This is a genomic window from Streptomyces sp. NPDC004134, from assembly GCF_042874195.1.
Lineage (GTDB): Bacteria > Actinomycetota > Actinomycetes > Streptomycetales > Streptomycetaceae > Streptomyces.
Genome location: NZ_JBIAMS010000002.1, coordinates 149,982 through 175,325 on the forward strand (window position 1 = coordinate 149,982; position 25,344 = coordinate 175,325).

Annotated in this window: 23 protein-coding genes; 9 read left to right on the forward strand and 14 right to left on the reverse strand. The window is 74.7% G+C overall.

The features are described 5' to 3' along the window. Positions 1-48: 48 nt before the first annotated feature. Positions 49-849: a glutamate racemase gene (locus ACFYVJ_RS03900; protein ID WP_388886356.1), complete on the reverse strand. Its 801-nt coding sequence runs from the start codon at positions 847-849 to the stop codon at positions 49-51. 278 nt (positions 850-1,127) lie between these two features. On the opposite strand from ACFYVJ_RS03900, the gene ACFYVJ_RS03905 reads away from it, so the two are divergent. The 3 genes from ACFYVJ_RS03905 (at position 1,128) to ACFYVJ_RS03915 (ending at position 5,579) form a co-directional block, all read left to right on the forward strand. After that, on the forward strand, positions 1,128-2,282 hold the full coding sequence (locus tag ACFYVJ_RS03905) for a glycosyltransferase (protein ID WP_388886358.1): 1,155 nt from the start codon (positions 1,128-1,130) through the stop codon (positions 2,280-2,282). A 190-nt stretch (positions 2,283-2,472) separates the two neighbouring features. Continuing rightward, positions 2,473-3,027 (forward strand): DUF6643 family protein, encoded by a 555-nt coding sequence (locus ACFYVJ_RS03910; protein WP_388886360.1) that lies wholly within the window; start codon positions 2,473-2,475, stop codon positions 3,025-3,027. A 98-nt stretch (positions 3,028-3,125) separates the two neighbouring features. Then, the gene (locus ACFYVJ_RS03915) at positions 3,126-5,579 is read left to right on the forward strand and encodes a right-handed parallel beta-helix repeat-containing protein (protein WP_388886361.1); all 2,454 of its coding nucleotides are present in this window, start codon (positions 3,126-3,128) and stop codon (positions 5,577-5,579) included. On the opposite strand, the gene ACFYVJ_RS03920 is transcribed toward ACFYVJ_RS03915, so the two are convergent. Then, a complete protein-coding gene (locus ACFYVJ_RS03920; RefSeq protein WP_388886363.1) occupies positions 5,549-8,038 on the reverse strand; it encodes a hypothetical protein in 2,490 nt (829 codons plus the stop codon). The two genes, ACFYVJ_RS03915 and ACFYVJ_RS03920, sit on opposite strands and share 31 nt — an antisense overlap. Before the next feature lie 202 nt (positions 8,039-8,240). Here ACFYVJ_RS03920 and ACFYVJ_RS03925 point away from each other — a divergent pair, with 202 nt between their 5' ends. Continuing rightward, complete coding sequence (locus ACFYVJ_RS03925) at positions 8,241-9,062, forward strand: DeoR/GlpR family DNA-binding transcription regulator (RefSeq protein ID WP_125933648.1); 822 nt, start codon at positions 8,241-8,243, stop codon at positions 9,060-9,062. 22 nt (positions 9,063-9,084) lie between these two features. Here the strand turns inward: ACFYVJ_RS03925 and ACFYVJ_RS03930 are convergent, their stop codons facing one another. Beyond that, complete coding sequence (locus tag ACFYVJ_RS03930) at positions 9,085-10,227, reverse strand: PLP-dependent cysteine synthase family protein (RefSeq protein WP_388886365.1); 1,143 nt, start codon at positions 10,225-10,227, stop codon at positions 9,085-9,087. A gap of 152 nt (positions 10,228-10,379) precedes the next feature. Here ACFYVJ_RS03930 and ACFYVJ_RS03935 point away from each other — a divergent pair, with 152 nt between their 5' ends. Continuing rightward, on the forward strand, positions 10,380-10,709 hold the full coding sequence (locus ACFYVJ_RS03935) for a hypothetical protein (RefSeq protein ID WP_388886367.1): 330 nt from the start codon (positions 10,380-10,382) through the stop codon (positions 10,707-10,709). 63 nt (positions 10,710-10,772) lie between these two features. Here the strand turns inward: ACFYVJ_RS03935 and ACFYVJ_RS03940 are convergent, their stop codons facing one another. The 3 genes from ACFYVJ_RS03940 to ACFYVJ_RS03950 are packed head-to-tail and all read right to left on the reverse strand — an operon-like array spanning position 10,773 to position 14,454. Further along, positions 10,773-13,328, reverse strand: coding sequence for an ABC transporter permease (locus tag ACFYVJ_RS03940; RefSeq protein ID WP_388886369.1), 2,556 nt, complete (start codon positions 13,326-13,328; stop codon positions 10,773-10,775). Continuing rightward, complete coding sequence (locus ACFYVJ_RS03945) at positions 13,325-14,146, reverse strand: ABC transporter ATP-binding protein (RefSeq protein WP_388886372.1); 822 nt, start codon at positions 14,144-14,146, stop codon at positions 13,325-13,327. Before ACFYVJ_RS03945 ends, ACFYVJ_RS03940 begins: the two co-directional genes overlap by 4 nt. Then, positions 14,143-14,454, reverse strand: coding sequence for an SHOCT domain-containing protein (locus ACFYVJ_RS03950; RefSeq protein WP_388886374.1), 312 nt, complete (start codon positions 14,452-14,454; stop codon positions 14,143-14,145). Before ACFYVJ_RS03950 ends, ACFYVJ_RS03945 begins: the two co-directional genes overlap by 4 nt. 324 nt (positions 14,455-14,778) lie before the next feature. On the opposite strand from ACFYVJ_RS03950, the gene ACFYVJ_RS03955 reads away from it, so the two are divergent. Continuing rightward, positions 14,779-15,036 (forward strand): hypothetical protein, encoded by a 258-nt coding sequence (locus ACFYVJ_RS03955; RefSeq protein WP_326794596.1) that lies wholly within the window; start codon positions 14,779-14,781, stop codon positions 15,034-15,036. A 72-nt stretch (positions 15,037-15,108) separates the two neighbouring features. Here ACFYVJ_RS03955 and ACFYVJ_RS03960 read toward each other — a convergent pair whose 3' ends face one another. The 4 genes from ACFYVJ_RS03960 to ACFYVJ_RS03975 form a co-directional block, all read right to left on the reverse strand. Continuing rightward, positions 15,109-15,642: an NUDIX domain-containing protein gene (locus tag ACFYVJ_RS03960; RefSeq protein ID WP_078627975.1), complete on the reverse strand. Its 534-nt coding sequence runs from the start codon at positions 15,640-15,642 to the stop codon at positions 15,109-15,111. Between the two features lie 44 nt (positions 15,643-15,686). Further along, positions 15,687-17,021: a transcriptional regulator gene (locus ACFYVJ_RS03965; protein ID WP_388886377.1), complete on the reverse strand. Its 1,335-nt coding sequence runs from the start codon at positions 17,019-17,021 to the stop codon at positions 15,687-15,689. 335 nt (positions 17,022-17,356) lie between these two features. Then, positions 17,357-17,899: a dihydrofolate reductase family protein gene (locus tag ACFYVJ_RS03970; protein ID WP_388886379.1), complete on the reverse strand. Its 543-nt coding sequence runs from the start codon at positions 17,897-17,899 to the stop codon at positions 17,357-17,359. Between the two features lie 100 nt (positions 17,900-17,999). After that, positions 18,000-19,226: an ROK family protein gene (locus ACFYVJ_RS03975; RefSeq protein WP_388886381.1), complete on the reverse strand. Its 1,227-nt coding sequence runs from the start codon at positions 19,224-19,226 to the stop codon at positions 18,000-18,002. A 17-nt stretch (positions 19,227-19,243) separates the two neighbouring features. Here ACFYVJ_RS03975 and ACFYVJ_RS03980 point away from each other — a divergent pair, with 17 nt between their 5' ends. Further along, positions 19,244-20,527, forward strand: coding sequence for an MFS transporter (locus ACFYVJ_RS03980; protein WP_388886383.1), 1,284 nt, complete (start codon positions 19,244-19,246; stop codon positions 20,525-20,527). A gap of 30 nt (positions 20,528-20,557) precedes the next feature. Here ACFYVJ_RS03980 and ACFYVJ_RS03985 read toward each other — a convergent pair whose 3' ends face one another. Further along, on the reverse strand, positions 20,558-20,953 hold the full coding sequence (locus ACFYVJ_RS03985; protein ID WP_125933658.1) for a MarR family winged helix-turn-helix transcriptional regulator: 396 nt from the start codon (positions 20,951-20,953) through the stop codon (positions 20,558-20,560). Between the two features lie 88 nt (positions 20,954-21,041). Between ACFYVJ_RS03985 and ACFYVJ_RS03990 the strand changes: the two genes are divergently transcribed. Beyond that, complete coding sequence (locus ACFYVJ_RS03990) at positions 21,042-21,287, forward strand: DUF6332 family protein (protein ID WP_326794602.1); 246 nt, start codon at positions 21,042-21,044, stop codon at positions 21,285-21,287. Here the strand turns inward: ACFYVJ_RS03990 and ACFYVJ_RS03995 are convergent. Genes ACFYVJ_RS03995 through ACFYVJ_RS04005 form a run of 3 tightly spaced genes read right to left on the reverse strand, consistent with a single transcriptional unit; the run spans position 21,241 to position 24,399 of the window. Beyond that, on the reverse strand, positions 21,241-22,755 hold the full coding sequence (locus ACFYVJ_RS03995; RefSeq protein WP_388886385.1) for a tripartite tricarboxylate transporter permease: 1,515 nt from the start codon (positions 22,753-22,755) through the stop codon (positions 21,241-21,243). The genes ACFYVJ_RS03990 and ACFYVJ_RS03995 overlap by 47 nt on opposite strands. Before the next feature lies 1 nt (position 22,756). Next, the gene (locus tag ACFYVJ_RS04000; protein WP_388886386.1) at positions 22,757-23,407 is read right to left on the reverse strand and encodes a tripartite tricarboxylate transporter TctB family protein; all 651 of its coding nucleotides are present in this window, start codon (positions 23,405-23,407) and stop codon (positions 22,757-22,759) included. Continuing rightward, positions 23,404-24,399, reverse strand: a complete 996-nt coding sequence (locus ACFYVJ_RS04005) for a Bug family tripartite tricarboxylate transporter substrate binding protein (protein WP_388886802.1) — start codon at positions 24,397-24,399, stop codon at positions 23,404-23,406. Before ACFYVJ_RS04005 ends, ACFYVJ_RS04000 begins: the two co-directional genes overlap by 4 nt. 181 nt (positions 24,400-24,580) lie before the next feature. Between ACFYVJ_RS04005 and ACFYVJ_RS04010 the strand changes: the two genes are divergently transcribed. Beyond that, positions 24,581-25,261, forward strand: coding sequence for a response regulator (locus tag ACFYVJ_RS04010; RefSeq protein WP_388886388.1), 681 nt, complete (start codon positions 24,581-24,583; stop codon positions 25,259-25,261). The last annotated feature ends 83 nt before the right edge of the window (positions 25,262-25,344 follow it).

Consider the following 25,344-nt stretch of genomic DNA (forward strand, 5'->3'; position numbering starts at 1 on the left):
GCCTCCGAGGGTACGCCAGCCGGGCGGCGGCGGCAGGGTGGCCGACGCCTATCCGGGTACGGCCCCGGAGCGGGCCGGGGCGCCGGCCAGCAGCCGCCCCTCCGCGTACCCGAGGGCGGCGGGCGGCAGAGCGCCGGGGCGGCCGGAGAGGAGGACGGTGAGGTCGCCGGAGGGCGCCGCGGCGGGGTCGGGGGCGGCGCCGAGACGGCGCAGCACCTGCCCGGCGACGGCGCCGGCGGAGCCGTACAGCGCGGGAGCCGGCGCGGCGGGCTGCCGGACGGCGGCGCGGATGCGTTCGCCGACGAGCTCGTAGTGGGTGCAGCCGAGGACGACGGCGGTGACGTCGCGGGGGGTGCGGGCGGCGGCCGCGGCGATGGCGGCGTCGACGGCGGCCTCGTCGCCGTGCTCGACGGCGTCGGCGAGGCCGGGGCAGGGCACCTCGGTGGCGGCGACACCGCCGGCGAAGTCGCGGATCAGCCGGCGCTGGTAGGCGCTGCCGGTGGTGGCGGGCGTCGCCCAGACGGCGAGCGGACCGCCGCCGGCGGCGGCGGGCTTCACGGCGGGCACGGTGCCGATGACGGGGAGTGCGGGCTCCAGCTCGGCGCGGAGCGCGGGCAGGGCGTGCACGGAGGCGGTGTTGCAGGCGACGACGAGCGCGTCGGGCCCGTACGCGACGGCGGCCCGCGCACACGCGAGCACCCGCTCCCCCAGGTCCCCGGGCTCCCGGGGACCCCAGGGCATGCCGTCGGGGTCGGAGGACAGCACGAGCCCGACGTCGGGCCGCAACCGCCGCACGGCGGCGGCGGCGGGCAGAAGCCCGAGCCCGGAATCCACAAGCGCGATCTTCACGCCGGTCACTGTAGTGCCTCCGGCCGGACGGCGTAGCGGGCCGATCCGCGCCCGCGGCGACGCGTCGACCCTGGCAAGGGCGGGGGACCGCATTGCCCCGAGGCGGGCAGAGTAGGGGACTGGGACGATCCGCCACGGCAGCGGCACGCGGCCTGGGCCCGGGAGCCGGATGGCGATTGGTCTTCCCCCGCGGTGAACCGCTCCCGAACCGACGCCCGCCCGCCGCGACCCGCCCCGTGGTGCTCGCCCGGCGGCGGGTGGAGCGGGAGACTCGGGGGGTGACTCTTCTGGCGTGGATCGCCGTGTTCTCGCTCGTGGCCTGGGGCTGGTTGCTGCTCGGGCAGGGGCTCTTCTGGCGGACCGACGTGCGGTTGCCGCTGCGGCCGCCGCCCGCGCAGTGGCCCTCCGTGGCGGTCGTCGTGCCCGCGCGGGACGAGGCCGCCGTGCTGCCCGACAGCCTGCCGTCGCTGCTGGCGCAGGCGTATCCCGGAGAAGCCCGGGTGTTCCTCGTCGACGACGGCAGCACCGACGGCACCGCCGAGACCGCCCGCGCGCTCGCCGAGAAAGCCGGGGACCGTGCCCTTCCGCTCACCGTCTCCTCCCCCGGTGAGCCTCCCGGGGGGTGGACCGGGAAGCTCTGGGCGCTGCGGCACGGGATCGAGCAGGCGTACCGGGCCGACGCCGAGTACCTGCTGCTCACCGACGCCGACATCGCCCACCGGCCCGAGAGCCTGCGGGAGTTGGTCGCCGCCGCCGAGGCCGGCGGGTACGACCTCGTGTCGCAGATGGCCAGGCTGCGTACCGCCACCGGCTGGGAGCGGCTGGTCGTGCCGGCGTTCGTGTACTTCTTCGCCCAGCTCTACCCGTTCCGCTGGGTCAACCGCGCCGGCGGCAGGACCGCCGCCGCGGCCGGCGGCTGCGTGCTGCTGAAGGCCGACGCCGCCCGCCGGGCGGGGATCCCCGAGGCGGTGCGCGGGGCGCTCATCGACGACGTGTCCGTGGCGCGGGAGGTCAAGCGCACCGGCGGGCGGATCTGGCTGGGGCTCGCCGAGCGGGTCGACAGCGTGCGGCCGTACCCGCGTCTCGCCGAGCTGTGGGGGATGGTCTCGCGCAGCGCGTACGCCCAACTCCGGCACAGCCCGCTGCTGCTGGCCGCCGCCGTGGGCGGGCTCGCGCTGGTGTACCTCGTGCCGCCGTTCGCGGTGGCCGCCGGGCTGCTGGGCGGCGCGCCCGGGGTCGCCGTCGCGGGGGCGCTCGCGTGGGCGGTGATGGCGGGGACGTACCTGCCCGTGCTGCGGTATTACGGACAGCCGCCGTGGGCCGCCGCGCTCCTTCCGTTCACGGCCGGGCTGTATCTGCTCATGACGGTCGATTCGGCCGTACGGCACCACCGCGGCAAGGGCGCCGCCTGGAAGGGGCGTACGTATGCGTGAACGGACGCGTACGTACGCACGAGTAGCTCAACTCCCCCCGTCCACCTGCTCTTTACAGAATCTGAACACATCGAGAAGCCTGATTTACCCGTGTTGACACGCATTGATAAGGGTCGGTCACTTGGAACCCGCAAAACAACCCTCTTATCGGTCTCCCCAACGACCACATCGTGGGCTTAACTTATGGGGTATGACCTCCCCCCGCCCGTACGGCAGTGGCTACTATGCCGCGCCTGCTTTCCCCGACACCCCGATCTACGACAGTCTGGTCGAAGAGCGGGGTACCCCCCAGATCGCCCCGATCCGGGTCCCTTCGTACGACTCCGGCCCCCACCTGCCGGCCCTGCCCGCGCCCCGCGCCGCCCTGCCGCCCGCCCCGGTGCCGGCGCCGGCCCCCGCTCCCGCGCCGCACCCCCACCAGCAGCACGGGACGCACCTTGCGCACGCCCCGCAGCCGACGGTGTACGGCCACCAGCCTGCCCCCCAGCCGGCCCCGCCGCAGCCGTTCGTCCCGCAGCAGACCGCGCAGCCGGCCCGCTGGGACCAGGGGTACGAGCAGCAGCGCCCCCAGCCGCAACAGCCGCGCCCGCAACAGCAGTCGGCGCCCCCCGGGTACGAGGCGATGCGCCCCGTCGCCCCGCGGCCGGCGCCGCCGCAGCCGGCCCAGCCCGCCCGGCCGGCGTCCCCGCAGACGTACGCGGATCAGTACGCCAGGCCGTACTACCAGGACGGACAGCGCTACTGAGCACCGGCCGGCCCTGAACAGTGGCCGGCCGACCTCGCCGCGCGCGCTACGGTGGTGCCTCAGCCAAGCCGACGCACGAGGTGGGGGCAGAGCAGGACATGGCACAGGGCTCCGTCCAGGTCACGCACACCGGCTCCGTAAGGACCGGTCGATGGCGCCGGCGCACCGGGGAGTACGGGTCGCTCGCGGCGGCCCTGGAGGCCGCGGGCGACGGCGACGTGCTGTCGCTGGCCCCGGGCACGTACCGGGAGAACGTCGTGCTGGAGCGGGCGGTGACGCTGCGCGGCCCGGGCGGCGCGGTCGGCTCCGTCCGCATCGCGCCGGCCGACGGCGTGGCGCTGACGGTCCGGGCGTCCGCGGTGGTCGAGGGGCTGCACGTCGAGGGGGAGGACGCGGCGGTTCCGGCGGTGCTCGTCGAGTCGGGCCGACCGGAGCTGACCGGGCTGCGAGTCGTCACCCGCTCCGCCGCGGGCATAGAGATCCGCGGCGACGCCCGGCCCACGGTCCGCCGCTGCGCCGTCGACAACCCGGCAGGCACGGGGGTCACGTTCGCCGACGGGTCCGGGGGTGTGCTGGAGGGCTGCGAGGTGCTGGCCGCCGGGCGCAGCGGCGTCGCGGTGCGCGGCGGTTCGAGCGCGCACCTGTCGCAGTGCCGCATCCACCACGCGGGCGGCGCCGGGCTGCTGCTGACCGGCGAGGGCAGCACGGTCGAGGCGGTGGGCTGCGAGGTCTACGAGATCAAGGGCGCCGGCGTGCAGTTGACGTCCCGCGCCTCCGGGGAGCTGACGGACTGCACGGTGCACCGCACGTCGGGGGACGGCATCTCGCTCGACACCGAGGCCGTCGTCAAGCTCACCGACTGCGAGGTCCACGACGTCCCGGAGAACGCCGTGGACCTGCGCTCGCGCGCGCAGGCGAAGCTGGCGCGGGTCACGGTCCGCCGGTTCGGGCGCAACGGCCTGTCGGTGTGGGACGCGGGCACGCGCGCCGAGGCGGCGCAGTGCGAGGTCCACGACAGCACCGGCGACTATCCCGCGGTGTGGGTGAGCGACGGCGCCGCCGCGTCGTTCACGTCCTGCCGGGTGCACGACGTGCCGGACGCGCTCGTCGTGCTCGACCGCGGCTCGGCGGTCGAGGCGAGCGACACCGACCTCGCGCAGATCCGCGGCACGGCGGTGTCGGTGAGCGACGGCGCCACGGTCGCGCTGGAGCAGTGCCGGATCCGGGACGCGGCGACCGGCGCGTGGTTCCGCGACCACGGCAGCGGCGGCACGGTGCGGGACACCACGGTCGACTCGGTCGCGTCGGGGATCATCGTCACCAAGGGCGCCGACCCGGCCGTGGAGGGCTGCACGATCACCTCGCCCACGGAAGCAGGGGTGTTCGTCTCGGCCGCGGGGCGCGGTTCGTTCACCGGATGCCGCGTCACCGGCAGCCTCGGGTACGGCTTCCACGTCATCGACGGCTGCCGTTCGACCCTGACCCGCTGCCGTACGGAGCGCTGTGCGCGCGGCGGCTACGAGTTCGCGGACGCCGGCCCGTCCGCCCCCGAGGGCTCCGGCGGCGGGCCCGTCGTGGAGGACTGCACGAGCGACGAGAGCGCGGAGATGGCGAGCGCCCGCCCGACCGTGCCCGCCGCCCGCACCGAGCCGGAACCCGACGGCCTGCTGGGCGCGTTCGCGCCGCAGCAGGCGGGCGCGGCGGGTGCCGTACGGCCGGCCGCCGAGGCGCAGCCCGCGGCCCGGCCCGCCCGGGAGGTGCTGGCGGAGCTGGACGCGCTGGTCGGGCTGGAGAACGTCAAGCGCGAGGTGCGGGCGCTGACCGACATGATCGAGGTCGGCCGGCGGCGCCGGCAGGCGGGGCTCAAGGCCGCCTCGGTCCGCCGCCATCTGGTCTTCACCGGCTCCCCCGGCACCGGCAAGACGACGGTGGCGCGGATGTACGGCGAGATCCTGTCGTCCCTGGGCGTGCTGGAGCGCGGGCACCTGGTGGAGGTCTCCCGGGTCGACCTGGTCGGCGAGCACATCGGCTCGACGGCGATCCGCACCCAGCAGGCGTTCGAACGCGCCCACGGCGGCGTGCTGTTCATCGACGAGGCGTACGCCCTGGCGCCCGAGGACTCCGGCCGCGACTTCGGCCGCGAGGCCATCGACACGCTCGTGAAGCTGATGGAGGACCACCGCGAGTCGGTCGTGGTGATCGCCGCCGGCTACACCACGGAGATGGAGCGGTTCCTCGCCGTCAACCCCGGGGTGGCCTCGCGCTTCTCCCGCACCATCACCTTCGGCGACTACACCGCTGAGGAACTGCTGCGGATAGTCACGCAGCAGGCCGAGGAGCACGAGTACCGCCTCGGTGACGGTACGGACGAGGCGCTGCTGAAGTACTTCACCGTGATCCCCAAGGGCGCCGGCTTCGGCAACGGACGTACCGCCCGGCAGACGTTCGAGGCGATGGTGGAGCGGCACGCCGGCCGCGTGGCCGGGCTTCCGGACCCCACGACCGACGAGCTGACGCTCCTCTACGCGGACGACATCCCCGTTCTGCCCTGAGCCGCCGCGCCGTCCGCGGTCTCCGCGGCCGGCTCCCCCGCGGGCCGCGGCACCTGCCGCGGCCACTCCTCCGCGGGTGCGGCGGGGGCGACGGAAATGCGGGCGATCAACTCGGCGCGCTCGACGGCGAAGGCCGGGTCGGCCTGGTAGTCCGAGTGCGCGTTGATCGCGGCGGGCAGCGGGTGTTCCGCGGTGCGCTCGAAGGCCAGCGGGTCCTTGAGCGGCTTGCGGTCGACGTCGCTCGGCCGCCCGTCCGGCGGCGTGGGCCGCACCGGGCCGCCGATGGGGTCGGTGAGCCGCCACAGGTTGCGCCAGGCGTGCGTCTGGTCGTCGAGTTCCGCCAGCGCCCGGTCGCCGAAGTACGCCGGAAACCAGCGCCCGTAGAGCCGGCGCAGCGGTGACCCGTACGTCAGCAGCGCGACCCGGCCGCGGATGTCGGGGTCGAGCTGCCAGACCGCGGCGGCGGCGAGCACGCTGCCCTGGGAGTGCCCGGAGATGACGAGGCAGCCGCCGGTGCGGGTGGTCCAGGTGCTGGTCCGCCAGGCGAGGTCGGGCACGGCGCGCTCGGCATAGCAGGGGGGCGCGAAGGGGTGGGCGGCGCGCGGCCAGAAGGTTCCGACGTCCCACAGGATGCCGACCGTACGGCGCGACTTGGGATCCCGGTACGCCTGCCGGCCCATGGCCAGCAGCAGGATGACCCCGGCGCCCATCATCCAGGAGCCGAGCGCCTGTCCGGTCTGGGCCAGCCCCGGCAGCGGTCCCGGGGCACCGTCGGCAGCCTTGCCCGGGACCTCGCCGGTGAGCCAGGCGCCGAGGACGGCGGCCGCGCCGAGGACCAGGGTGGCGAGGGCCGCGGCGCCGAGCGCGGGCGGCGCGTCGTCGGTGAGCCGGGCGCGGGCGATGGCGCCTGCGATGCGGCCGGTGCGCGGGTCGTTGTCCTCGGTGTAGCGGTGCTCGGTGGGGTAGAGCCCGGCGACCTCGGTGGCGATCCGGCGGCGCAGCACCCACATCCGCCAGCCGCCGGCCAGCGCCAGCAGCAGCACGAGCAGGGCGATCAGGGGTATCGCCGTGGCCTGCCAGGAGAGGACCACGGGCGGGCCCGCGAGCGGGCCGTTCTCGCCGGGGGTGGCGCCGCGGTCCAGCCAGTCCGCGACGCGCTGGGCGACGCCGCCGGAGAAGACCCCGGCGACGGCGCTGGCCAGCAGCGCCACGCAGGCGCCGCCGAGGCCGCGCAGCGCGGGCGGCTCGCCGGTGGCGCGGCGCTGGAGCGCCCAGCCGGTGACCGCGAGCCCGGCGGCGAGCACGCCCTGCGCCACGGCGAGGCCGCCGAAGACCGAGGTGCCGGGCAGCCGTCCGGTGGAGACCCAGTCGGGCCGGGACCAGGCGGTGTGCACGAGCACGGCCACCAGCAGCGCGAGCGCGGCGAGGGGCAGGGCCCGTACGGCGCGGCGGTCCTCGCCCATGTCCGGCTCCGCCTCCGTACGGCCCGAGCGGCACACCAGGGCGACGACGGCGACCCAGCCGGCGGCGGTCAGGGCGCCGAGGACCCAGCCGGTGGCCCGCAGCCCGCCACCGGTGCCGTCGTCGGCCTGGACGGTGACGGCGACGAGCGCGGAGGCGACGGCGAGCAGCCCGGTGGCGGTGTGCGCGGCGCGCAGCCGGGCCACCAGGCGGCGCCCGTACCAGAAGCCGGGCAGGGACAGCGCGGGCTGCTCGGCCGCGGTGCCGGGGGCGGCCGCGCGCGGCGAGGGCTTGGCGGACTCGTAGATGCTCCAGGTGCGCCGCGACAGCCACCACAGCAGCGCCGTCAGCAGCACGGGCACCAGCGCGGCCAGCGCGAGCCGCCGTCCCGGCCCGCCGAACCAGCCGCCGGACTCCGCGGACATGAAGCCGAGCCACGACTTGTCCGCGACGCAGTGCGCGCTGCCCGCGCACTGCCAGGCCAGCAGGTCGAGCGTCACCTCGCCGGCGGCCAGCACGAGCTGCACGGTGAGCGTGAGCGCGAAGATGCGCACGAGGATGTCGTACGCCCGGTGTGCTCCGTGCCGCGCCGGGGCGGCGGGGCGCATCCAGTGCGCGAGGTTGGCGATCATGAAAGGGAGGAGGACGAGCCACAGCGCGCGGGCGCCGTTGCCCGAGGTCAGGTTCGACCAGCAGTACGCCTCCTGCACCGGCTCCGTACCGGATCCGCCGCCTTCGCCGCGCTGCTCACCCGCGGCCTCTCCCGCGCGCTCCCCCGCGCGCTCCTCCGCCCGCACGTCGTCCCTGCGGCGGTGGATGCCGGCCGTGCGGTCGCCGGTGACCAGCTCCGTGCGCGGGTCCCCCAGCATCTCCTCCGGGGTGGCCCCGCCGACCCCGTGGACCAGCAGCTCCAGCGACGGCTGCGCGGCCGCGCCTTCGGGTCCGTCCGTCCTGCCCGGCGATGTGCGCCCCTTGGCGCTCAGCGCTTCCGGCTGCATGCCTCTCGCCCCCCGTACCGTCCTGCGGTCACTACCGGTGTCCAGCATCCCGGGATCGCCCGTCCGGTGCAGCTTCCCGCGCGGGAGGCGAAGCAGAATCGTGACGCGGGGGTCCCCCGGTGGCCGAACACCCGCCGCCGGGTGTCGTACCCGCATGGGAGGATGACCCGGACAAGCGACCCCGGGACGAAGGGCGGACGGCGTGAGCGACAACCAGAACCTGCTCGCGGAGCAGCGCCGGGCCCTCATCCTGGACGAGGTCCGGCGCCGCGGCGGGGTGCGGGTGAACGAGCTGACGCGCCGGCTGAACGTCTCGGACATGACCATCAGGCGCGACCTCGACGCGCTCGCGCGCCAGGGGGTCGTGGAGAAGGTGCACGGCGGGGCGGTGCCGCTGGCCGAGGCGAGCACGCACGAGCCGGGCTTCGAGGCCAAGTCCTCCCGGGAGACGGGTGCGAAAGAGGAGATCGCCCGCGCGGCGGCGCAGATGGTGGCGCCGGGCGCGGCCATCGCGCTCTCCGGCGGGACGACGACGTTCGCGCTGGCGCGGCACCTGGTGGAGGTCCCGGACCTCACGGTGGTGACCAACTCGGTACGCGTGGCCGACGTGTTCTACGCGGCCCAGCAGCCGGGGGCGCGCGGCGCGACGGTGGTGCTGACGGGCGGGGTGCGGACGCCGTCGGACTCGCTGGTCGGCCCGGTCACCGACCAGGCCATCCGCACGCTCCACTTCGACGTGCTGTTCATCGGTGTGCACGGGATATCGGTGCAGGCGGGCCTCTCGACGCCGAACCTGGCCGAGGCGGAGACGAACCGGCATCTGGTGCGGGCGGCGCGGCGCGTCGTGGTGGTCGCGGACCACACCAAGTGGGGCACCGTGGGCCTGAGTTCGTTCGCCTCGCTGGACGCGGTGGACGCGCTGGTGACGGACCCGGGGGTGCGTCCCGAGGCGCGGGCGGAGATGGCGGAGCACCTGCCGGAGGTCGTGGTCGCGGGCGAGCCGCAGGAGCCTGCGGAGGGCTGACCGGCGGGGCGCCGCGCGTTCCTCAGCAGGTCCAGCGGCCGGTGGCGAGGAAGGCGTCGAGGTGCGCGGCGTACGGGCCGGTGTCGAGGCCCTGCCCGGCGAGCCAGTCGTCGGAGTAGTACTTGTCGAGGTAGCGGTCGCCCGGGTCGCAGATCAGGGTGACGACGCTGCCCGTGCTGCCCTCCGCGACCATCTCCCCGACGATCCGCAGCGCGCTCCACAGCCCGGTGCCCGTCGAGCCGCCCGCGCGGCGGCCGATGGCCCGTTCCAGGGCCCGTACGGCGGCAACGGTTGCCGCGTCGGGGACCTTCATCATCCGGTCGATGGCCGCGGGCAGGAAGCTGGGCTCCATGCGGGGGCGGCCGATGCCCTCGATGCGTGAGCCGCGGTCGATGGTGACGTCCGGGTCGCCGCTCTCCCAGCCGGCGAAGAAGCACGAGTTCTCCGGGTCGGCGACGCAGACGCGGGTGTCGTACTGGAGGTAGCGCACGTAGCGGGCGATGGTGGCCGACGTGCCGCCGGTGCCCGCGGTGGCGACGATCCAGGCGGGCTCGGGGAAGCGCTCCAGCCGGAGCTGGGTGTAGATCGACTCGGCGATGTTGTTGTTGCCGCGCCAGTCCGTCGCCCGCTCGGCGTAGGTGAACTGGTCCATGTAGTGGCCGCCGGTCTCCTCGGCGAGCCGGGCCGACACCTCGTACACCGTCCGCGGGTCGTCCACCAGATGGCAGGTGCCGCCGTGGAACTCGATGAGGCGGGTCTTCTCGCTGCTGGTGGTGCGCGGCATCACGGCGATGAAGGGGACGCCGATGAGGTCGGCGAAGTACGCCTCCGAGACGGCGGTGGAGCCGGACGACGCCTCGATGACGGGCTTGCCGGGGCGGATCCAGCCGTTGCAGAGCCCGTAGAGGAAGAGGGAGCGCGCGAGGCGGTGCTTGAGACTGCCGGTGGGGTGGGTGGACTCGTCCTTGAGGTACAGGTCGATGCCCCAGCGCTCGGGCAGCGGGAAGCGGAGCAGATGGGTGTCCGCGGTGCGGTTGGCGTCGGCCTGCACCTTGCGCACGGCCTCCTTGAGCCAGGCGCGGGCGGCGGGGTCGCTGCGGTCGACGTCGAGCGTGGGGAGGGCGCCGCCGGGCGCGGCGGCCGGGGGCTGTGCGCTGGCGGTCACCACCCGATCATATGCGGGGCCTCTGGCCACCTCGGCCGGTCGTGGGCACACTGGCAGGAGTGCTGGTGCCGCCTCCTTGTCGCGGGGCGGTGCCGCCCATGCGCGCTCATCGCTCCAGGGGGAGCGCTGTGGGGGAGCCGAGGAGGGTCGGCGTGGCGGAGACGGAGTACACGGCTCGCGGGGTACGGATAGGGCGCTGGTTGCGCTCACTGACCCGGGCCGGACAGGTGCATATCAAGGACGGCCGGCTGGAGTTGCTGACCAGCTACGGCACCCAGATCGACAGCGCCCCGGTCGAGGAGGTGCGCGCGGCCCGCCCGTGGTTCGGCCGCGGCGACCGGGCGGTGGCGTCGGTCGGCGGCAGGCAGTACGTCCTGACGCTGACAGGCGAGAAGGGCAAGCACGAGGAGTCGGGCGAGAAGGCGGCGGGCCGCTTCCTGGAAGCGGTACGCACCGCCCGCGGCAGAACGGACTTCGGCTGAAGTGACGACGGCCCGTCCCGCTCCTGGGGGAGCCGGACGGGCCGTGCCGGGTGTCTGCGCCGGTCACTCCGTGGCTATCGCGCCCAGGACGTCCAGCTTTGCCGCCCGGCGGGACGGGCGCCAGGCTGCCAGGGCGCCTGCGGTGAGGCCGACCAGGGCCACGATCGCCAACTGCACCGGCGGCACCGTGAACACCCCGTCGCCGGAGGAGTCCGTGGCCTTCGTCATGGCCCAGCCGAGGAACGCGCCGAGTGTCAGGCCGCCCGCCGTACCGAAGGCGGCGACGAGCACCGACTCCCAGCGGACCATCGCCCGGAGCTGCGCCCTGGTCTGGCCGACGGCGCGGAGCAGGCCCAGTTCGCGGGTCCGCTCGTGCACGGCGAGGGTCAGGGTGTTGGCGATGCCCAGCAGCGCGATGAGCACGGCGAGCGCCAGCAGCGCGTACACCAGCGTCAGCATCATGTCGACGCCGGCCGCCGAGGACTCGGCGAACTCGGCGCGCGTCTGCACCTCCGGGTTGCCGTACCGTTCGGCGACCTTCTCCACCGCAGCCTTGCCGTCCGCCTCGGCCACGCCGCCCTTGAAGGCGACCGCGACCAGCGAGTCGGAGTCCTGCATGCGGTGCGGCTCCCACGCCTCGCGGGTGAGGACGTAGTCCCCGGCCAGGTCCGCCTGGTCGTAGACGGCCCGTACGGTGAACGCCTGCTTCTCGCCGTCGGTGAAGGCGAACCGCGCGGTGCTGCCGACCCGCCAGCCGTGGTCGTCCGCCTCGCTCTCGGAGACCGCGACACCGTCCGTGCCCAGGTCATTCAGGCTGCCCCGGACCGTGCCGAGGTCGAGCACGTCGCCCATCCGCCCGGGATCCGTGACCGTCAGCGCCCGCCCGTCGCCGTCGACCCGGGCCACGCCGGTGCCCAGGCCGAGCGCGTGCTCCACCTCGGGCAGCTCCGCGACCGCCGGGGCGACCTTGGGGCTCAGCGCGCCGCTCTCCGGCCCGAACGCCGGCACCCGCACCGCCACGTCGCCGGCGAAGGCGCGCGAGACGGTCTGGTCCATCGTCGACTTCAGCGAGGCGCCGAAGACCGTGAACAGCGACACCACGGCGACGCCGATCATCAGCGCGGTCGCCGTCGCCGCCGTGCGCTTCGGGCTGCGCAGCGCGTTGCGGCGGGCCAGGCGGCCGTTCATGCGGCGCAGCGGGGCGCCGAGGATCCGTACGGCGTACGAGGACGCCACCGGGCCCAGCACCACGAACGCCGCGAGCGTGACGACCGCGCCGAGGACCGTCAGCATCACCGACGGGCCGGAGGACGCCCCGTACACCGTCAGCACGGCGCCCGCGGCGGTGAGCACGCCGCCGGCGAGGGCGCGTACCCGGGAGGAGCCCGAGTCGTCCACGGCCGTCTCGCGCAGCGCCGCCAGCGGCGACGTGCGCCCGGCGCGCACCGCGGGCGCCAGCGCGGAGGCCAGGCACACCACGACGCCGGTGGCGAACGGCAGCGCGAGCGACAGCCCGCTGATCACCAAGTCGCCGTCGGGGAACGGGAATCCGACCGCCGGGAAGAGCGCCTGGAGCCCGGCCGCGATCCCCACGCCGCCGGCGAGCCCGACGAGCGAGGCGAGCACGGCGACGGCCAGGGCCTCGGCCATGGTCTGGGCGACGACCTGGCGCCGGGTGGCGCCGAGCGCCCGCAGCAGGGCGTTGTCGCGGGTGCGCTGGGCGACGACGATCGCGAAGGTGTTGTAGATGCTGAACGTCGCGACCAGCATGGCCACGCCCGCGAAGCCGAGCAGTCCCGCGGTGAAGCCGCTGAGGAACTGGCCCGCGATCTGGTCCTGGTTCTCCTCGGTGACCTCCTGCCCGGTGACGGCCTCGATGCCGTCGGGCAGCGCCGGGGACAGTGACTCGACCAGCCCGGCCTGGCTCTCCCCCGGGCCCGCGCGGACCTGGATGCTGGTGGCCCGGCCGGGCTCGGCGGTCAGGTACTTCTCCGCGTCGGCCCGGGTCAGCGCCGTGAAGCTGGTCTGCCCCATGGCGTCCTCGCCGCCGAAGGTGGAGATGCCGACGATCGTCACCTCGAGCGGGTCGGGCGTGCGCACGGTCGTGCTGTCGCCGATGCCCAGTCCCGCGTCCTTCGCGGCGCCCCGGTTGATCACCGCCTCACCGGAGCGCTCGGGCGCGCGGCCCTCGTCGATCTGGTACGAGTTCAGCTCCTCGTCGGCGATCCAGTTGCCGGCCAGGGTCGGAGGGCCCCCGCCGCCCACCGGCTCGCCGTCCTTGTCGAGGAGTTGCCCCGGGCCCTCGATGCGGGGCTCGGCCGCGGCGACGCCCGGCATCCGCGCGATCTCGTCCGCCAGTTCCGCGGGGACGGTCCTGCGGGTGCCGAACGACTCGCCGGGGGTGGTGATCATGTCGTCGCCGCGCACCACCGCGTCCGTACCGCTGGTGGCGCGGCCGAACATGGCGTCGAAGCTGGATCTGAGGGTGTCCCCCATGACGAGGGTGCCCCCGAGGAACGCGACGCCGAGGAGCACGGCGAAGAACGTGCCGGCGAACCGCCGCTTGTGCGTGCGCAGTCCGGCCATGCTCAGCCGGAGCGACGCGCGGGTGCCGCTCATGACGGGCTCTTCCTCTCCGAAGTGGTGTCCAGGGAGCGTGCCGTACGGGGGCTCTCGCCCACGAAGCGCTGCATGCGGTCCAGTACGCGGTCCGCGGTGGGCGCGGCCATGCGGTCGACGAGGCGGCCGTCGGCGAGGAAGACCACCTCGTCGGCGTAGGCCGCGGCGACCGGGTCGTGGGTGACCATGACGACGGTGCGGCCCAGTTCGCGCACGGTGTCGGCGAGCAGGCCCAGGACCTCGGCGCCGGAGCGCGAGTCGAGGTTGCCGGTGGGCTCGTCGGCGAAGACGACGTCGGGGCGGCCGGCGAAGGCGCGGGCCACGGCGACGCGCTGCTGCTGGCCGCCGGACAGCTCGGCGGGCCGGTGGTGCAGCCGGTCGCGCAGGCCGACCACGTCGATCAGCGAGTCGATCCACGCCGGGTCGCCGCGGCGGCCCGCGAGGTCCATCGGCAGCGTGACGTTCTCCGCGACGGTCAGCGTCGGCAGCAGGTTGAACGCCTGGAAGACGAAGCCGATCCGGTCGCGGCGCAGCATCGTCAGCCGCTTGTCGTCGAGGGCGCCCAGCTCGGTGTCGCCGATGAAGGCGGCCCCCGCGGTGAGCGTGTCGAGGCCGGCCGCGCAGTGCATCAGGGTGGACTTCCCGGACCCCGAGGGGCCCATGATGGCCGTGAACCGCCCGGCCGGGAAGGCGACACCGACGCCGTCGAGCGCCCGGACCTCGGTGTCGCCACTGCCGTAGACCTTGACCGCGTCGACGACGCGGGCGGCCGCGCCGGTGCGTACGGGGGCGGTGGTCGCGGAGGTCGCGGAGGTCATGCCGCACCGCCCTTGGTCTCGCCGCGGCGGCCGAACTCCTCGTTCAGCACGGACAGCCGGCGCCAGTACTCGTCCTCGTCGATCTCACCGGCCGCGAAGCGCCGGCCGAGGACGGCGATCGGCGACTGCTCGCCGTAGCCGGGGCCGCCGGGGCCGCCGCGGAACCGCTGCCACGGGGCGCCGCGGCCGCGCCAGACGACGCGGCGGACGAAGAAGAACAGGCCGCCGAGGACCAGTGCCCACATGAGCGGGAAGAGCAGGATCCAGGGTCCGGGTCCGCCGTCGTTCCAGTGCGCCAGGGTGTTCATCGTTCTCAACTCCTCGATGGTTTCTGTGGTGCCGACACCATCGAGACTCCCGCCGGGAGGGGGTCCGGGTCGTCGTACGGCCAGCGGCACCTGGCCTGCTCCCGGCGGAGTATGCGGGCGGTCTCCGGCTGCTTCCGGCCGCGGTCCGCGGGGGGGGGCGTGAGCCGGTTCGTACGCCGGCGGCCGTCACCGTGCGTGACTTATTCACACGGGGTGCGCTGGGGGCACGTGCATATGCACCCTCCACACGCTGCCGCGCGCCCCCCTGGTAGCGCTTCCATGGAAGCGGACACGGGGCACGGACGGGACAAAGGAGAGCAGACCGTGGCCACCGAAACCGACACGAGTGCGGTCGTGTCCGAGCTCGCCGAGATCCGGCGCTCCCTCGACGTGGGCCTGGCCCGCATCGACGGCCGGCTCGCACTGCTGTCGCAGCGCAGTCAGCAGATGGAGCGGGAGATCGACGAGCTGACGGCACGCGTCACCTCGCTTGAGCACTCGCGCTGGCCACTGCCGTCGATCGCCGCGCTGACCGGCGCGGCGGCGATGGTGCTGGCCTTATGGCAGGCCCTGGGCCGCTGAGCGGCGCACACGGCCATCGAGCACCGGCCGCCGGTCCCGCAGTGGCGGGGCCGGCGGGCGGGTGCGCGCGGGTCAGGCGCCGAGGCGGAGGTGATGGAGCATCAGCAGCGCCGCGGCCATGTTCGCGGCGGGCACCTCCCCGCGGCCGACCATGTCGGGGACCCCCTTCAGGGGCACCCACTCGCGTCTGTCGGACTCGAAGTCGTCCTCGGGGTCGCCGATCTGCACCGCCTCCGTGGCGTAGTACATGAGGTGCCGGGCGTCCGTCAGGCCGTTGGACGGCTCGACGGTCATCAGGTGCGTGAGCGGGCCGGGCCGCCAGCCGGTCTCCTCCTCCATCTCGCGGGCGGCGGCGGCCTCGGGGTCCTCCCCGTCCTCCACCACCCCGGCGGCCAGTTCCCATCCGTAGACGTCGGTGATGAAACGGTGCCGCCAGAGCAGCAGCACCTCGTTCGCCTCGTTGACCGCGGTCGCCACGGCGACGGGTCGCAGGCGGATCAGGTAGTGGTCAAGGTGGCGCCCGTCCGGGAGTTCCACGTCGGCCAGGTTGACGCGGAACCAGCGGTTTTCGTACACGGTGTGCTCCCTGAGATTCCTCCATCGCACGTAGTCCCCCTTGTCGCCGTCCAGTGGCGGTGACGGCCCCCGCCTCAGAGCGGAACGCGCAACGCTGCGTCGATCAGCTCTGCCGCCTCGGCGGTCCCCCCTCCGCCGGTCTCGGTCAGATGGCGACGGACCGCGCGCAACCTGTCCCGCAGCCGCTGCGACTCCATCCCTCTGGCCGCTTGTGCCATTTCCAGCGCCGCCTGCGCCGCCTCCTCGGCGTCCCCCTGCCGCAGTTCGACGTGGCTCAGAATCGCCAGCCGGTGCACCCGCCCCCGGTCGTGAGCGGGCCGGTGCACGGCGGTCGCCGCCTGTTCGCGGGCGGCGCGCAGGTCCCCGATGCGTAAGAGCGCCTCGGCGACCTGCACGTTGACCAGACCCGGCTGGACGTAGTCCGTCTCGGCCGGCTCCTGGCGTGCGCTGATCCGCCCGGCGGCGGACTCGGCGCGACGGATGCAGTCCAGGGCGCCCGAGCGGTCGCCGAGGAAGGCGTACGCCTTGGCCTGCATCGCGTACAGATCGGCCGCCAGGGCGGGGCTGACGTCCTGGTCGGCGGCCCGCAGCGCGGCCTCCGCGAACGCGACCGCCTGGCGGTACTCCCTGAGGAACAGCGACTGGTTGACGAGCATGGCGATGACGTACGCGCCGAAGCCGCGGTCCCCGCTTGCCTTGGCCAGCCGCAGCGCCTGGTGGAAGTAGCGCTGGGAGAGGCCGAGGGCGTCCGAGTCGTACGCGCAGATGCCCGCGACGGCGACGAGGCCGCCGGTGGCCCGGTGCAGCCGGCGGCCGAGGTCGTCGCCGTACGAGCCGCGGAGCAGCGGCGCCGCCTCGGAGTTGAGGAAGCGCACGACGCGGGCGCGGGTCGCCATGCCGCCGGCCTTGCGGTACATCTGCTCGTAGTGGGCGCGGGCGGCCTTGAGGGTGGTGACGTCGGCCTCGCTGACGTGCACGGGTCCGGTACGGGAGACGTCGCCGTCCTCCGGCGGGTTCTCCCACTCCCACACCGGGATGACGGCGGGGGTGCCGGTGAGCGCGCGGGCGCTGACGACGTGCGGGTGCTGCTGCTCGTCGGAGCGCCACAGGGCGGTGGCGCGCTCGACGAAGCGGGCGAGCGGCGCGGCGGCCGAGGGGCCGCCGGCGGCGCCGAAGCCGATGTCGTCCAGCGTGACCGGGCGGTCGAGCCGTTCGGCAAGCACTTCGCAGATGACGTCGGGCACCTGGCCGCGTGGTCGCTGGCCCTTGAGCCAGCGGGCCACGGCGGTGTGCTCGTAGCGCAGCCGCAGTCCGCGGGCCGCGCCGGCCCGGTTGACGTGCGCGGCGAGCCCGGCGTGGGAGATCCCGGCTTCGTCGAGTGCCGCGTCGAGCAGGGTGTTGGGCTCCATGTGCCCTCCTGCGAGCAGGGTGTTCGCCAGCGTAACCGAGGGACTTTCACACGGGGTGTGAAGTGCGCGCCCGCAGTCGTGGCGTGTGCGCCCTCCCGGTGGCCACGGGTGGCGAGTTGACTGTGCGGCATCGGGTCCGCTCGCTTCCCCGCAGCCTGGCGGCGGTTCCGTAGCCGCCCCGCCCGGCCGTGCCGGACCCGGCACCTGGCCGGCCGGGCGGGCGGCAACCCCCCACCGGCGCGGGCGCCGCGGACCGGACGGCGGTCCGGCCCGCGGCAGCCCGCGACCGGGGCGAGGGGGGCGTACGGGTGCGGTGCGCCCGGTCGTACGGGCGCTCAGCCGAGGACGCGCAGCCAGATCCCCGTGGTGTGCGGCATCGCGGAGACCTGCACCTGCTCCAGCCGGACCCGGGCGCCGCCGGGGTGGTCGAAGAGCCGGACGCCGTCGCCGAGCAGCACCGGCGCGGTGAACACCAGCACCTCGTCCAGCAGACCCGCCTCGATGCACTGGCGGGCGACGTCGGCGCCGATGACGTTCACGTACCGGTCGCCTGCCGCGGCCTTCGCGGCGGCGACGGCGGTGTCGAGGTCGCCGGCGAAGGTGACGCCGGGGACGGGCTCGGTCGGCGGGTGGTGGGTGAGCACGAACTGCTGCCCCTCCCAGCCGCCGCCGAACGCCTCGCCCTCGGCCTCGGTGCCGGCGTTCGGGTCGTCGCCGCGGAAGCTGCGGGCGCCCGAGAGGATCGAGCCGACCTGCGGGATCAGCCCGGCGACCGTGGGGTTGGCCCCGAGGTGGTCGGCGAGCCAGGACATGTCGCCGCCGGGTCCTGCGATGAATCCGTCGAGCGACATGGTGGCCGAGTAGAGCAGTTTTGCCATGGGTGCCTTGCCTCCGGTGATCTGCGGACTACGTCCAAGGATGTGACCAGGGCGGGGCGCGAAAGTCATCGCCACGCGGCGGGGCGGCCCCGCCCCGCGCTCACCCCGCCAGGACGCCGAAGGGGTCGTCGAGCACCGGCTGCCAGGCGAGTTCGGCCGCGCCGACCAGGCTGTTGTGGTCGAGCGTGCACTCCAGCACCGGGACGCCGCCGCTGCGGCCCCACAAGCTGCGGTCCGCCACCCGCGCGCGCAGCCGCTCGGGGGCGGCGGCCAGCAGGACCTGGTGCAGGCCGCCGAGGATGATGCGGTCGGGGTTGAGGATGTTGACGAGGCCCGCGAGGCCGAGCCCGAGGCGGTCCACGACCAGTTCGACGGCGGCGGCGACCGCCGGGTCCGCGTACTCGTCGCGTACCAGCTCGCGGGCCTGCTGGAGCAGCGAGACCTCGGGGCCCGGCGCGCGGCCGGCGGCCGTCAGCAGCGCCAGCGGGTCGGTCTCGACGTCCAGGCAGCCGCGGCTGCCGCAGTGGCAGGGCAGGCCCTCGTCGGGGTTGACGGTCAGGTGGCCGACCTCCAGCGCCAGCCCGGCGCTGCCGGTGTGCAGCCGCCCGTCGAGGACGAGCGCCCCGCCGACGCCGCGGTGCCCGGTGGCGACGCACAGCAGGTGCGCGGAGCCGCGCCCCGCGCCGTGGCGGTGCTCCGCCAGGGCGGCGAGGTTGACGTCGTTGCCGGTGAACGCCCGCGGGGCGGCGGCGAAGTCGATGCCGGAGGCGGTCAGGCAGTCGTGGAAGATGCGGCGCACGGGCGCGCCCGCGGGCCAGGCGAGGTGCAGCGGGTTGAGCGCTTCGCCGTCCGGTTCCGCGACCGCGGACGGCACGGCCAGGCCGGCGCCCACGCAGGTCCGCCCGGTGGCGCGGAGCAGCTTGGCGCCCTCCTCGACGACGGCGGCGAGTACGTGCGCGGGGTCGGCCGGGACCGTACCGCAGCCGGGGGCGGTGGCGACGATGCGGCCGCCGAGCCCGACGAGCGCGGCCCGGAAGCCGTCCGCGTGCACCTGCGCGGCGAGCACGACGGGGCCCCGGGGGTTGACGGACAGGCCGTGCGAGGGCCGGCCCTGGTGCCCGGCGGCGGCGGGCCGGGAGTCCACGGTGATCAGGCCGAGCGCCGCCAGCTCAGCCGCGACGGCACCCGCGGTGGCGCGGGTCACCCCCAGTTCCGCGGTGAGCACGGCGCGGGTGGGCGCCCGGCCGGTGTGGACGAGCTCCAGCGCGGGGCCGAGCGCGCTCCGGCCCCTCTCGGGTCGCGCGGGCCTTGTACGAGTCGGCGTCACGCTTCTATTCTGTCTTTGTGCCGACGCTAAACAAAATACGGGCGGCGCTCCCCCGGTCACTGCGCGGCACCGGCGTGCCCCGCGGCCCCGCCGGAGCCCGGCTCGCCCGCCTCCGTACCGTCCTGACCGTCTTCTTCGCCCTCGACGGCTTCGTCTTCGCCGGCTGGGTCGTCCGGATCCCGGACATCAAGGACCAGACCGGCGCCTCGCCCAGCGCGCTGGGCCTCGCACTGCTCGGCGTGTCCGCGGGCGGGGTGGCGACCATGGTGCTCACCGGCGGGCTCATCCGCCGCTACGGCGCGCACGCCGTGACCGTGGGCACGGCGGCGCTGCTGTCGGCGGGCGTGGTGCTGCCGCCGCTGACCCGCTCCGCGCTCGCGCTCGGCCTCGTCCTGGTGGTCTTCGGCGCCGCGTTCGGCTCCATCAGCGTCGCGATGAACAGCGCGGCCGTCGACCTGGTGGCCGCCCTGCGGCGGCCCGTGATGCCCGGCTTCCACGCGGCGTTCAGCCTCGGCGGAATGCTCGGCGCCGGGCTCGGCGCGCTCGTCGCGGGGCACCTCTCCCCCACCCGGCACCTGCTGCTCCTCGCGCTGCTCGGGCTCGCGGTCACCGCCTTCGCCGGGCCCGCGCTCCTCGCCCTCCCGGCCCCGAAGCGGCCGCCCGCGCCCGAGGTCGCCGACGGCCAGAACCCAGCCGGGGCGGGCAGCGAGGCGGCCGCCGCGGAGCGGCCCGCCGGGCGCACCCGGCTGCTCGTCGCCGTGCTCGGGCTCGTCGCGCTGTGCACCGCGTACGGCGAGGGCGCCATGGCCGACTGGAGCGCGCTGCACCTCAAGGAGTCCCTGGACGCCGGGCCAGGACTGGCCGCAGCCGGCTACTCCGTCTTCGCCCTCGCCATGACCGCGGGCCGGCTCTCCGGCACCGCGCTGCTGCTGCGGCTCGGCCAGAACCGCGCCCTGGTCGCCGGCGGCGCCACCGCCTGCGTCGGCATGCTGCTCGGCTCCTTCTCCCCGTACGTCTGGGGCGCCCTGGCCGGCTTCGCCCTCACCGGGCTCGGCCTGGCCAACATATTCCCCATAGCCATCGGCCGCGCCGGCGAACTGGCGGGCCCGAACGGCGTCGCCGCCGCGTCCACCCTCGGCTACGGCGGCATGCTCCTCGGGCCGCCGGCGATCGGCTTCCTCGCCGACTGGTTCTCGCTGCGCGCCGCGCTGAGCACGGTGGCGCTGCTCGCCGGGGCGGCGGCGCTCATCGCGTACGCGATGCAGGCCGTGCAGAACGGCGGGCGCCCGCGGGGGACGTGAGGAGCCGGGCCCGGGAGCCGGGCCGGCAGGTCATCTGATGCCGACGGTACGGGCGAGCACCGCCCGCTGCACCGGCAGCGCTTCGGCGTGCAGCCTGCGGCCCGCGTCGGTGACGCACACCTGCACGCCTCTGCGGTCCTCGGGGCACATGCCGCGGGTCACCAGACCGTGCTTCTCCAGCCGGCCGACGAGGCGGGACAGCGCACTCTGGCTCAGGTGCACCCGGTCCGCCAGCTCCTGCACCCGCAGGCTCGCCCTGTCACCCGAGTTCGCCATGCCGAGGAGCACGTCCAGCACCTCGAAGTCGCTGGCCCCGATGCCGTATCGATGCAGCTCACGGTCCAGTTCGCCCACCGCCCGCGCGTGCACCGCGCGGATCTCCCGCCATTGAGAAACGACCGCGCCTTCGGCGCTCCCCGTTGCCATGGCATGGCACCGTACCAGCCCGTGAGCGGGATGTGACGGCCGGTGTGCAACGGATTGAACACGGCGCTTCGGGGTTAGAGTTCGGAGTATGAGGGGGCTGGAAATGCGGGGACCGAGGACGCAGAGCCAACGGGACGCCCTGACCGTCGAGATCGTGTACGCGGCCGTCACGGCCGCGCTGCTCGCGGGTGCGGTGTTCCTCGCGGTCGCCGCGCCCGCGCTGTTCTTCGACGCGGTGCGCGGCGACGCAAGGGTGGGGGTGCTGACGGCCGCGAAGGCGGCCGGGGCTACGGCGTTCGTGATCCGCGTCGCGCTCGTGCTGCGTCGCTGGTGACCAGCCGCCTGACCAGGGGCCAGAGCAGGATCAGCGCGATGACGGCGTAGAGCGTGACCGCAAACGGGGTGTTGACGAGGCCGCTCAGGCTGCCGTCGCTGAGTTGCAGCGCCCGGCGCATCTGCTGCTCGGCGGCCGGGCCGAGGATGACGCCGATGATCGCCGGCAGCACCGGCAGCCCGTAGCGCCGCATGCCGAGCCCGATCAGGCCGATCACCAGCAGGATGACCAGGTCGACCGCCTCGCCGCTGACGGCGTACGCGCCGACCGCGGCGAAGAAGAGGATGCCCGCGTAGAGGTACGGCCGCGGGATGCGCAGCAGCTTGGCCCAGACGGGCGCCAGCGGCAGGTTGATGAGCAGCAGCAGGAACATCCCGACGAACAGCGACGCGATCAGGCCCCACACCAGGTCGGGTTCGCGGTCGAAGAGCAGCGGGCCCGGCTGGATGCCGTACTGCTGGAACGCGGCCAGCATCACGGCGGCGGTCGCGGTGGTCGGCAGGCCGAGCGTGAGCATCGACACCAGCGTCCCGGCCGCGGAGGCGGACGCCGCCGACTCCGGCCCCGCGACGCCCTCGATGGCGCCCTTGCCGAACTCGTCCTTGTGCTTCGACAGCCGCTTCTCCGTCACGTACGACAGGAAGGTCGGGATCTCCGCGCCGCCCGCGGGGATCGCCCCGAACGGGAAGCCGATCGCCGGCCCGCGCAGCCACGGCTTCCAGGTGCGCCGCACGTCGGAACGGGCCAGCCACGGGCGGCCGACGGGTATCGCGCCCTGGTTGTCCGAGCGCAGCCGGGCGGCCACCCACAGCGCCTCGCCGACCGCGAAGAGGCCGACCGCGACGATGATGACGTCGATGCCGTCGGCGAGTTGCAGCGAGCCGAACGTCAGCCGCTCCTGGCCGGTCATCTGGTCGAGTCCGACCAGGCCGATGGTCAGCCCGACGAGCAGCGAGGCGAAGCCGCGGATGCGGGAGCGGCCCAGCACGGAGGTCACCGCGATGAACGCGAGGACCATGATGGCGAAGTAGTCCGGCGCGCCGATGTCGACGGCCAGGTCGGCGATCAGCGGGGCCAGCGCGACCAGCAGGATCGTGCCGATCATGCCGCCCGCGAAGTGCCCGATCGCGGCGGCGGCCAGGGCCTGCGGGCCGCGGCCCGACTTGGCCATCGGATGGCCCTCGATGGCCGCGACCACCGCGGCGCTCTCCCCCGGGGTGTTGAGGAGGATCGAGGTGGTGGAGCCGCCGAACATGCCGCCGTAGTAGATGCCGGCGAACATGATGAGCGCGGCGGTGGGCTCGAGGCCGTACGTCACGGGGAGCAGCAGCGCGACGGCCATCGCCGGGCCGATGCCGGGCAGGACGCCGATCGCGGTGCCGAGGAGGACGCCGACGGCGGCCCAGAGGAGGTGGGCGGGCGTCAGCGCGGTGCCGAAGCCGTCGATGAGAGAGGTGAAGGAGTCCATCTCACAGCACCTCCATGAGCGGCCCGCCGGGCAGCGGGACGCCCAGCAGATTGTTGAAGACGGTGTACGTGACCACCGACAGCACGGCGGCCACCAGCGGATCGGTGGCGAACGCCCGGCTGCCCAGGGCGTAGGCCGCGCCCCAGAACAGCAGGGCGCCGGCGATGGGGAAGCCGACTTCGCCGATGAGGAAGGCGGAGGCGAGGAAGACCCCGGCGAGCAGCAGCACGGTGCGCCACTCTGAGGCCGCGTCCAGGTCGATGTCCTCGCCGCCCTCCGCCTCGCCCCTGCCGCCGCGCAGCACGTCGACGGCGAGGAGGGCGGCGACGACGAGGAGGGCGATGCCGATGACGGTGGGGACGGCCTCGGGGCCGACCGGGCCGCGCTGGGCGTAGTCGGTGTCCATGGTCAGCGCGTCGATCAGCACCACCACGCCGAGGGCCAGCAGCAGGACGCAGACGCCGAGTTCGGACTTGCCGCGCAGCAGCGCGAGCGGGCCGCCGGGGCCGCCGGCCGGGGCGGGCCCGGCGTCCGGGGCCGCGGTGCCGTCCTTGCCGTCCTTGCCGTCCGGGGCGTCCTTGCCGTCCGGCGGTTCCGCGGGGGTACGGGTCCCGCCCGCCGCCGGCTCGCTTCTCTTCGGCTCGTTCGTCACAGGCCCAGCTCCTTCAGCACCGAGACCACGCGCCGGTCCTGCGCGTCGAGGTAGTCGCCGAACTTCTCGCCGGTGAGGAAGGCGTCGGTCCAGCCGTTCGTCTTCAGCGACTGCCGCCACTCGTCGGTGTCGTGCAGCTTCTCGAAGAGGTGGATGAGGTTCTTGCGTTCGGTGTCGGACAGCCCCGGCGGGGCGACGAAGCCGCGCCAGTTGGTGAACGCCACGTCGATGCCCGTCTCGCGCAGCGTCGGCGCGTCCAGACCCGGGTGCCGCTCGCCGCCGGTGACCGCGAGCACCCGCAGGTCGCCCGCCTCGATCTGGTCGAGGTACTCGCCGACGCCGGAGACGCCGAACGCGACCTTCCCGCCGAGGATCGACGCGAGCAGCTCGCCGCCGCCGTCGTACGGGACGTAGTTGACCTCCTTGGGCACGATCCCGGCGGCCCGGGCCATCAGCATCGGCGCCAGGTGGTCAGGGCCGCCGGGGGACGAGCCGCCGCCGACCGGGGTCTTGCCCGGGGAGGCTTTCCAGTCGGCCAGCAGATCCTCGAACGTCTCGTACGGGGAGTCCGCGGGGACCACGACGATGTCGGGCTCCTCGGTCACCCGCGCGATCGGGGTGGTGTCGGCGAGCGTGTGGCCGGTGGTGTTGGTACGCACCGCGCCGCTGACCCCGAGCCCCATGGACATCGCGAGCTTGCCGTTGCCGTGCTCGTTGACCAGCCGGGACAGGCCCACGGTGCCGCCGGCGCCGGGGAGGTTGAAGACCTCGACGTTGCTGCCGAGGTCGGCCTCCTCGATGTTCCTCGCGATGGTCCTGGCGGTGATGTCGTAGCCCCCGCCCGGGGTGTTGGGCACCATCAGCTCCAGGCCGGGGATCCGGCTGCCGGTCGCCGCGCCGTCCCCCTCCGTGATGAGCGGCGGGCCGAGGAGCACCAGCAGCGCCGCCGCCGCGAGCGCGAACGGGGTGCGTAGAGTGGTCGGCAGACGCACGGTACGGGTCACCGCCTCTTCGTCGAGGAGCCGGCTCCGCGGAGCCGTGGATGATCACTGGGGTCCGGATGTCGCCACATGCTCCCGCCGCGGTCCCCAGGTGTCGCGCTTGTGAACGCAAGGAAACTTCTGGTCGTTCTGGTCCCGGCGCGGACCGCCCCGGAGCGCTAGCCTGACCGCCGTGATCCGGGTACTGGTGGTCGACGACGACTTCATGGTGGCCAAGCTGCACAGCCGCTACGTCGCGGCGACCGAGGGCTTCGAGGTGGCCGGCGTCGCGCACAGCGGCGCGGAGGCGCTGCGCGCCGTGGCGCGGCTGCGCCCCGACCTGGTGCTGCTCGACGTCTATCTGCCGGACATGGACGGCATCGGGGTGCTGCGGCGGCTGCGCGCGGGGGAACACGCGGACACCGACGTACTCATGATCACCGCGTCCCGGGACGCCGAAACCATCCGCGGCGCGCTGCACGGCGGCGCGCTGCACTACGTGATCAAGCCGTTCAGCCAGGCCGCGCTGCAGGAGCAGTTGCGCCACTTCGCCGCCACCCGGGCCCGGCTCGACGCACTCGACGACACCGGCGGGGTCCAGCAGGCGCACGTCGACCGCCTCTTCAGCACCCGCCCCACCGTCTCCGGCGCGCTGCCCAAGGGGCTCAACGTGCGCACCGCGGAGCTGGTGGAGCGGGTGCTGCGCGAGCATCCCGAGGGGCTCTCGGCCAGCGAGTGCGCGGAGGCGGCGGCCATCTCCCGGGTGGCCGCCCGGCGTTACCTGGAGCACTTCGCCGACTCCGGCCGCGCCGAGCTGTCGCTGAAGTACGGCGGCACGGGGCGGCCCGAGCACCGCTACCGCTGGGCCGGCTGAAGCGCACGCACCCGGCCGCGCCGGCGCGGGCGCGCGCACGCCCGGCCCGTACGCCCGCGGGCGGCGCCGTATACGACCCGTGA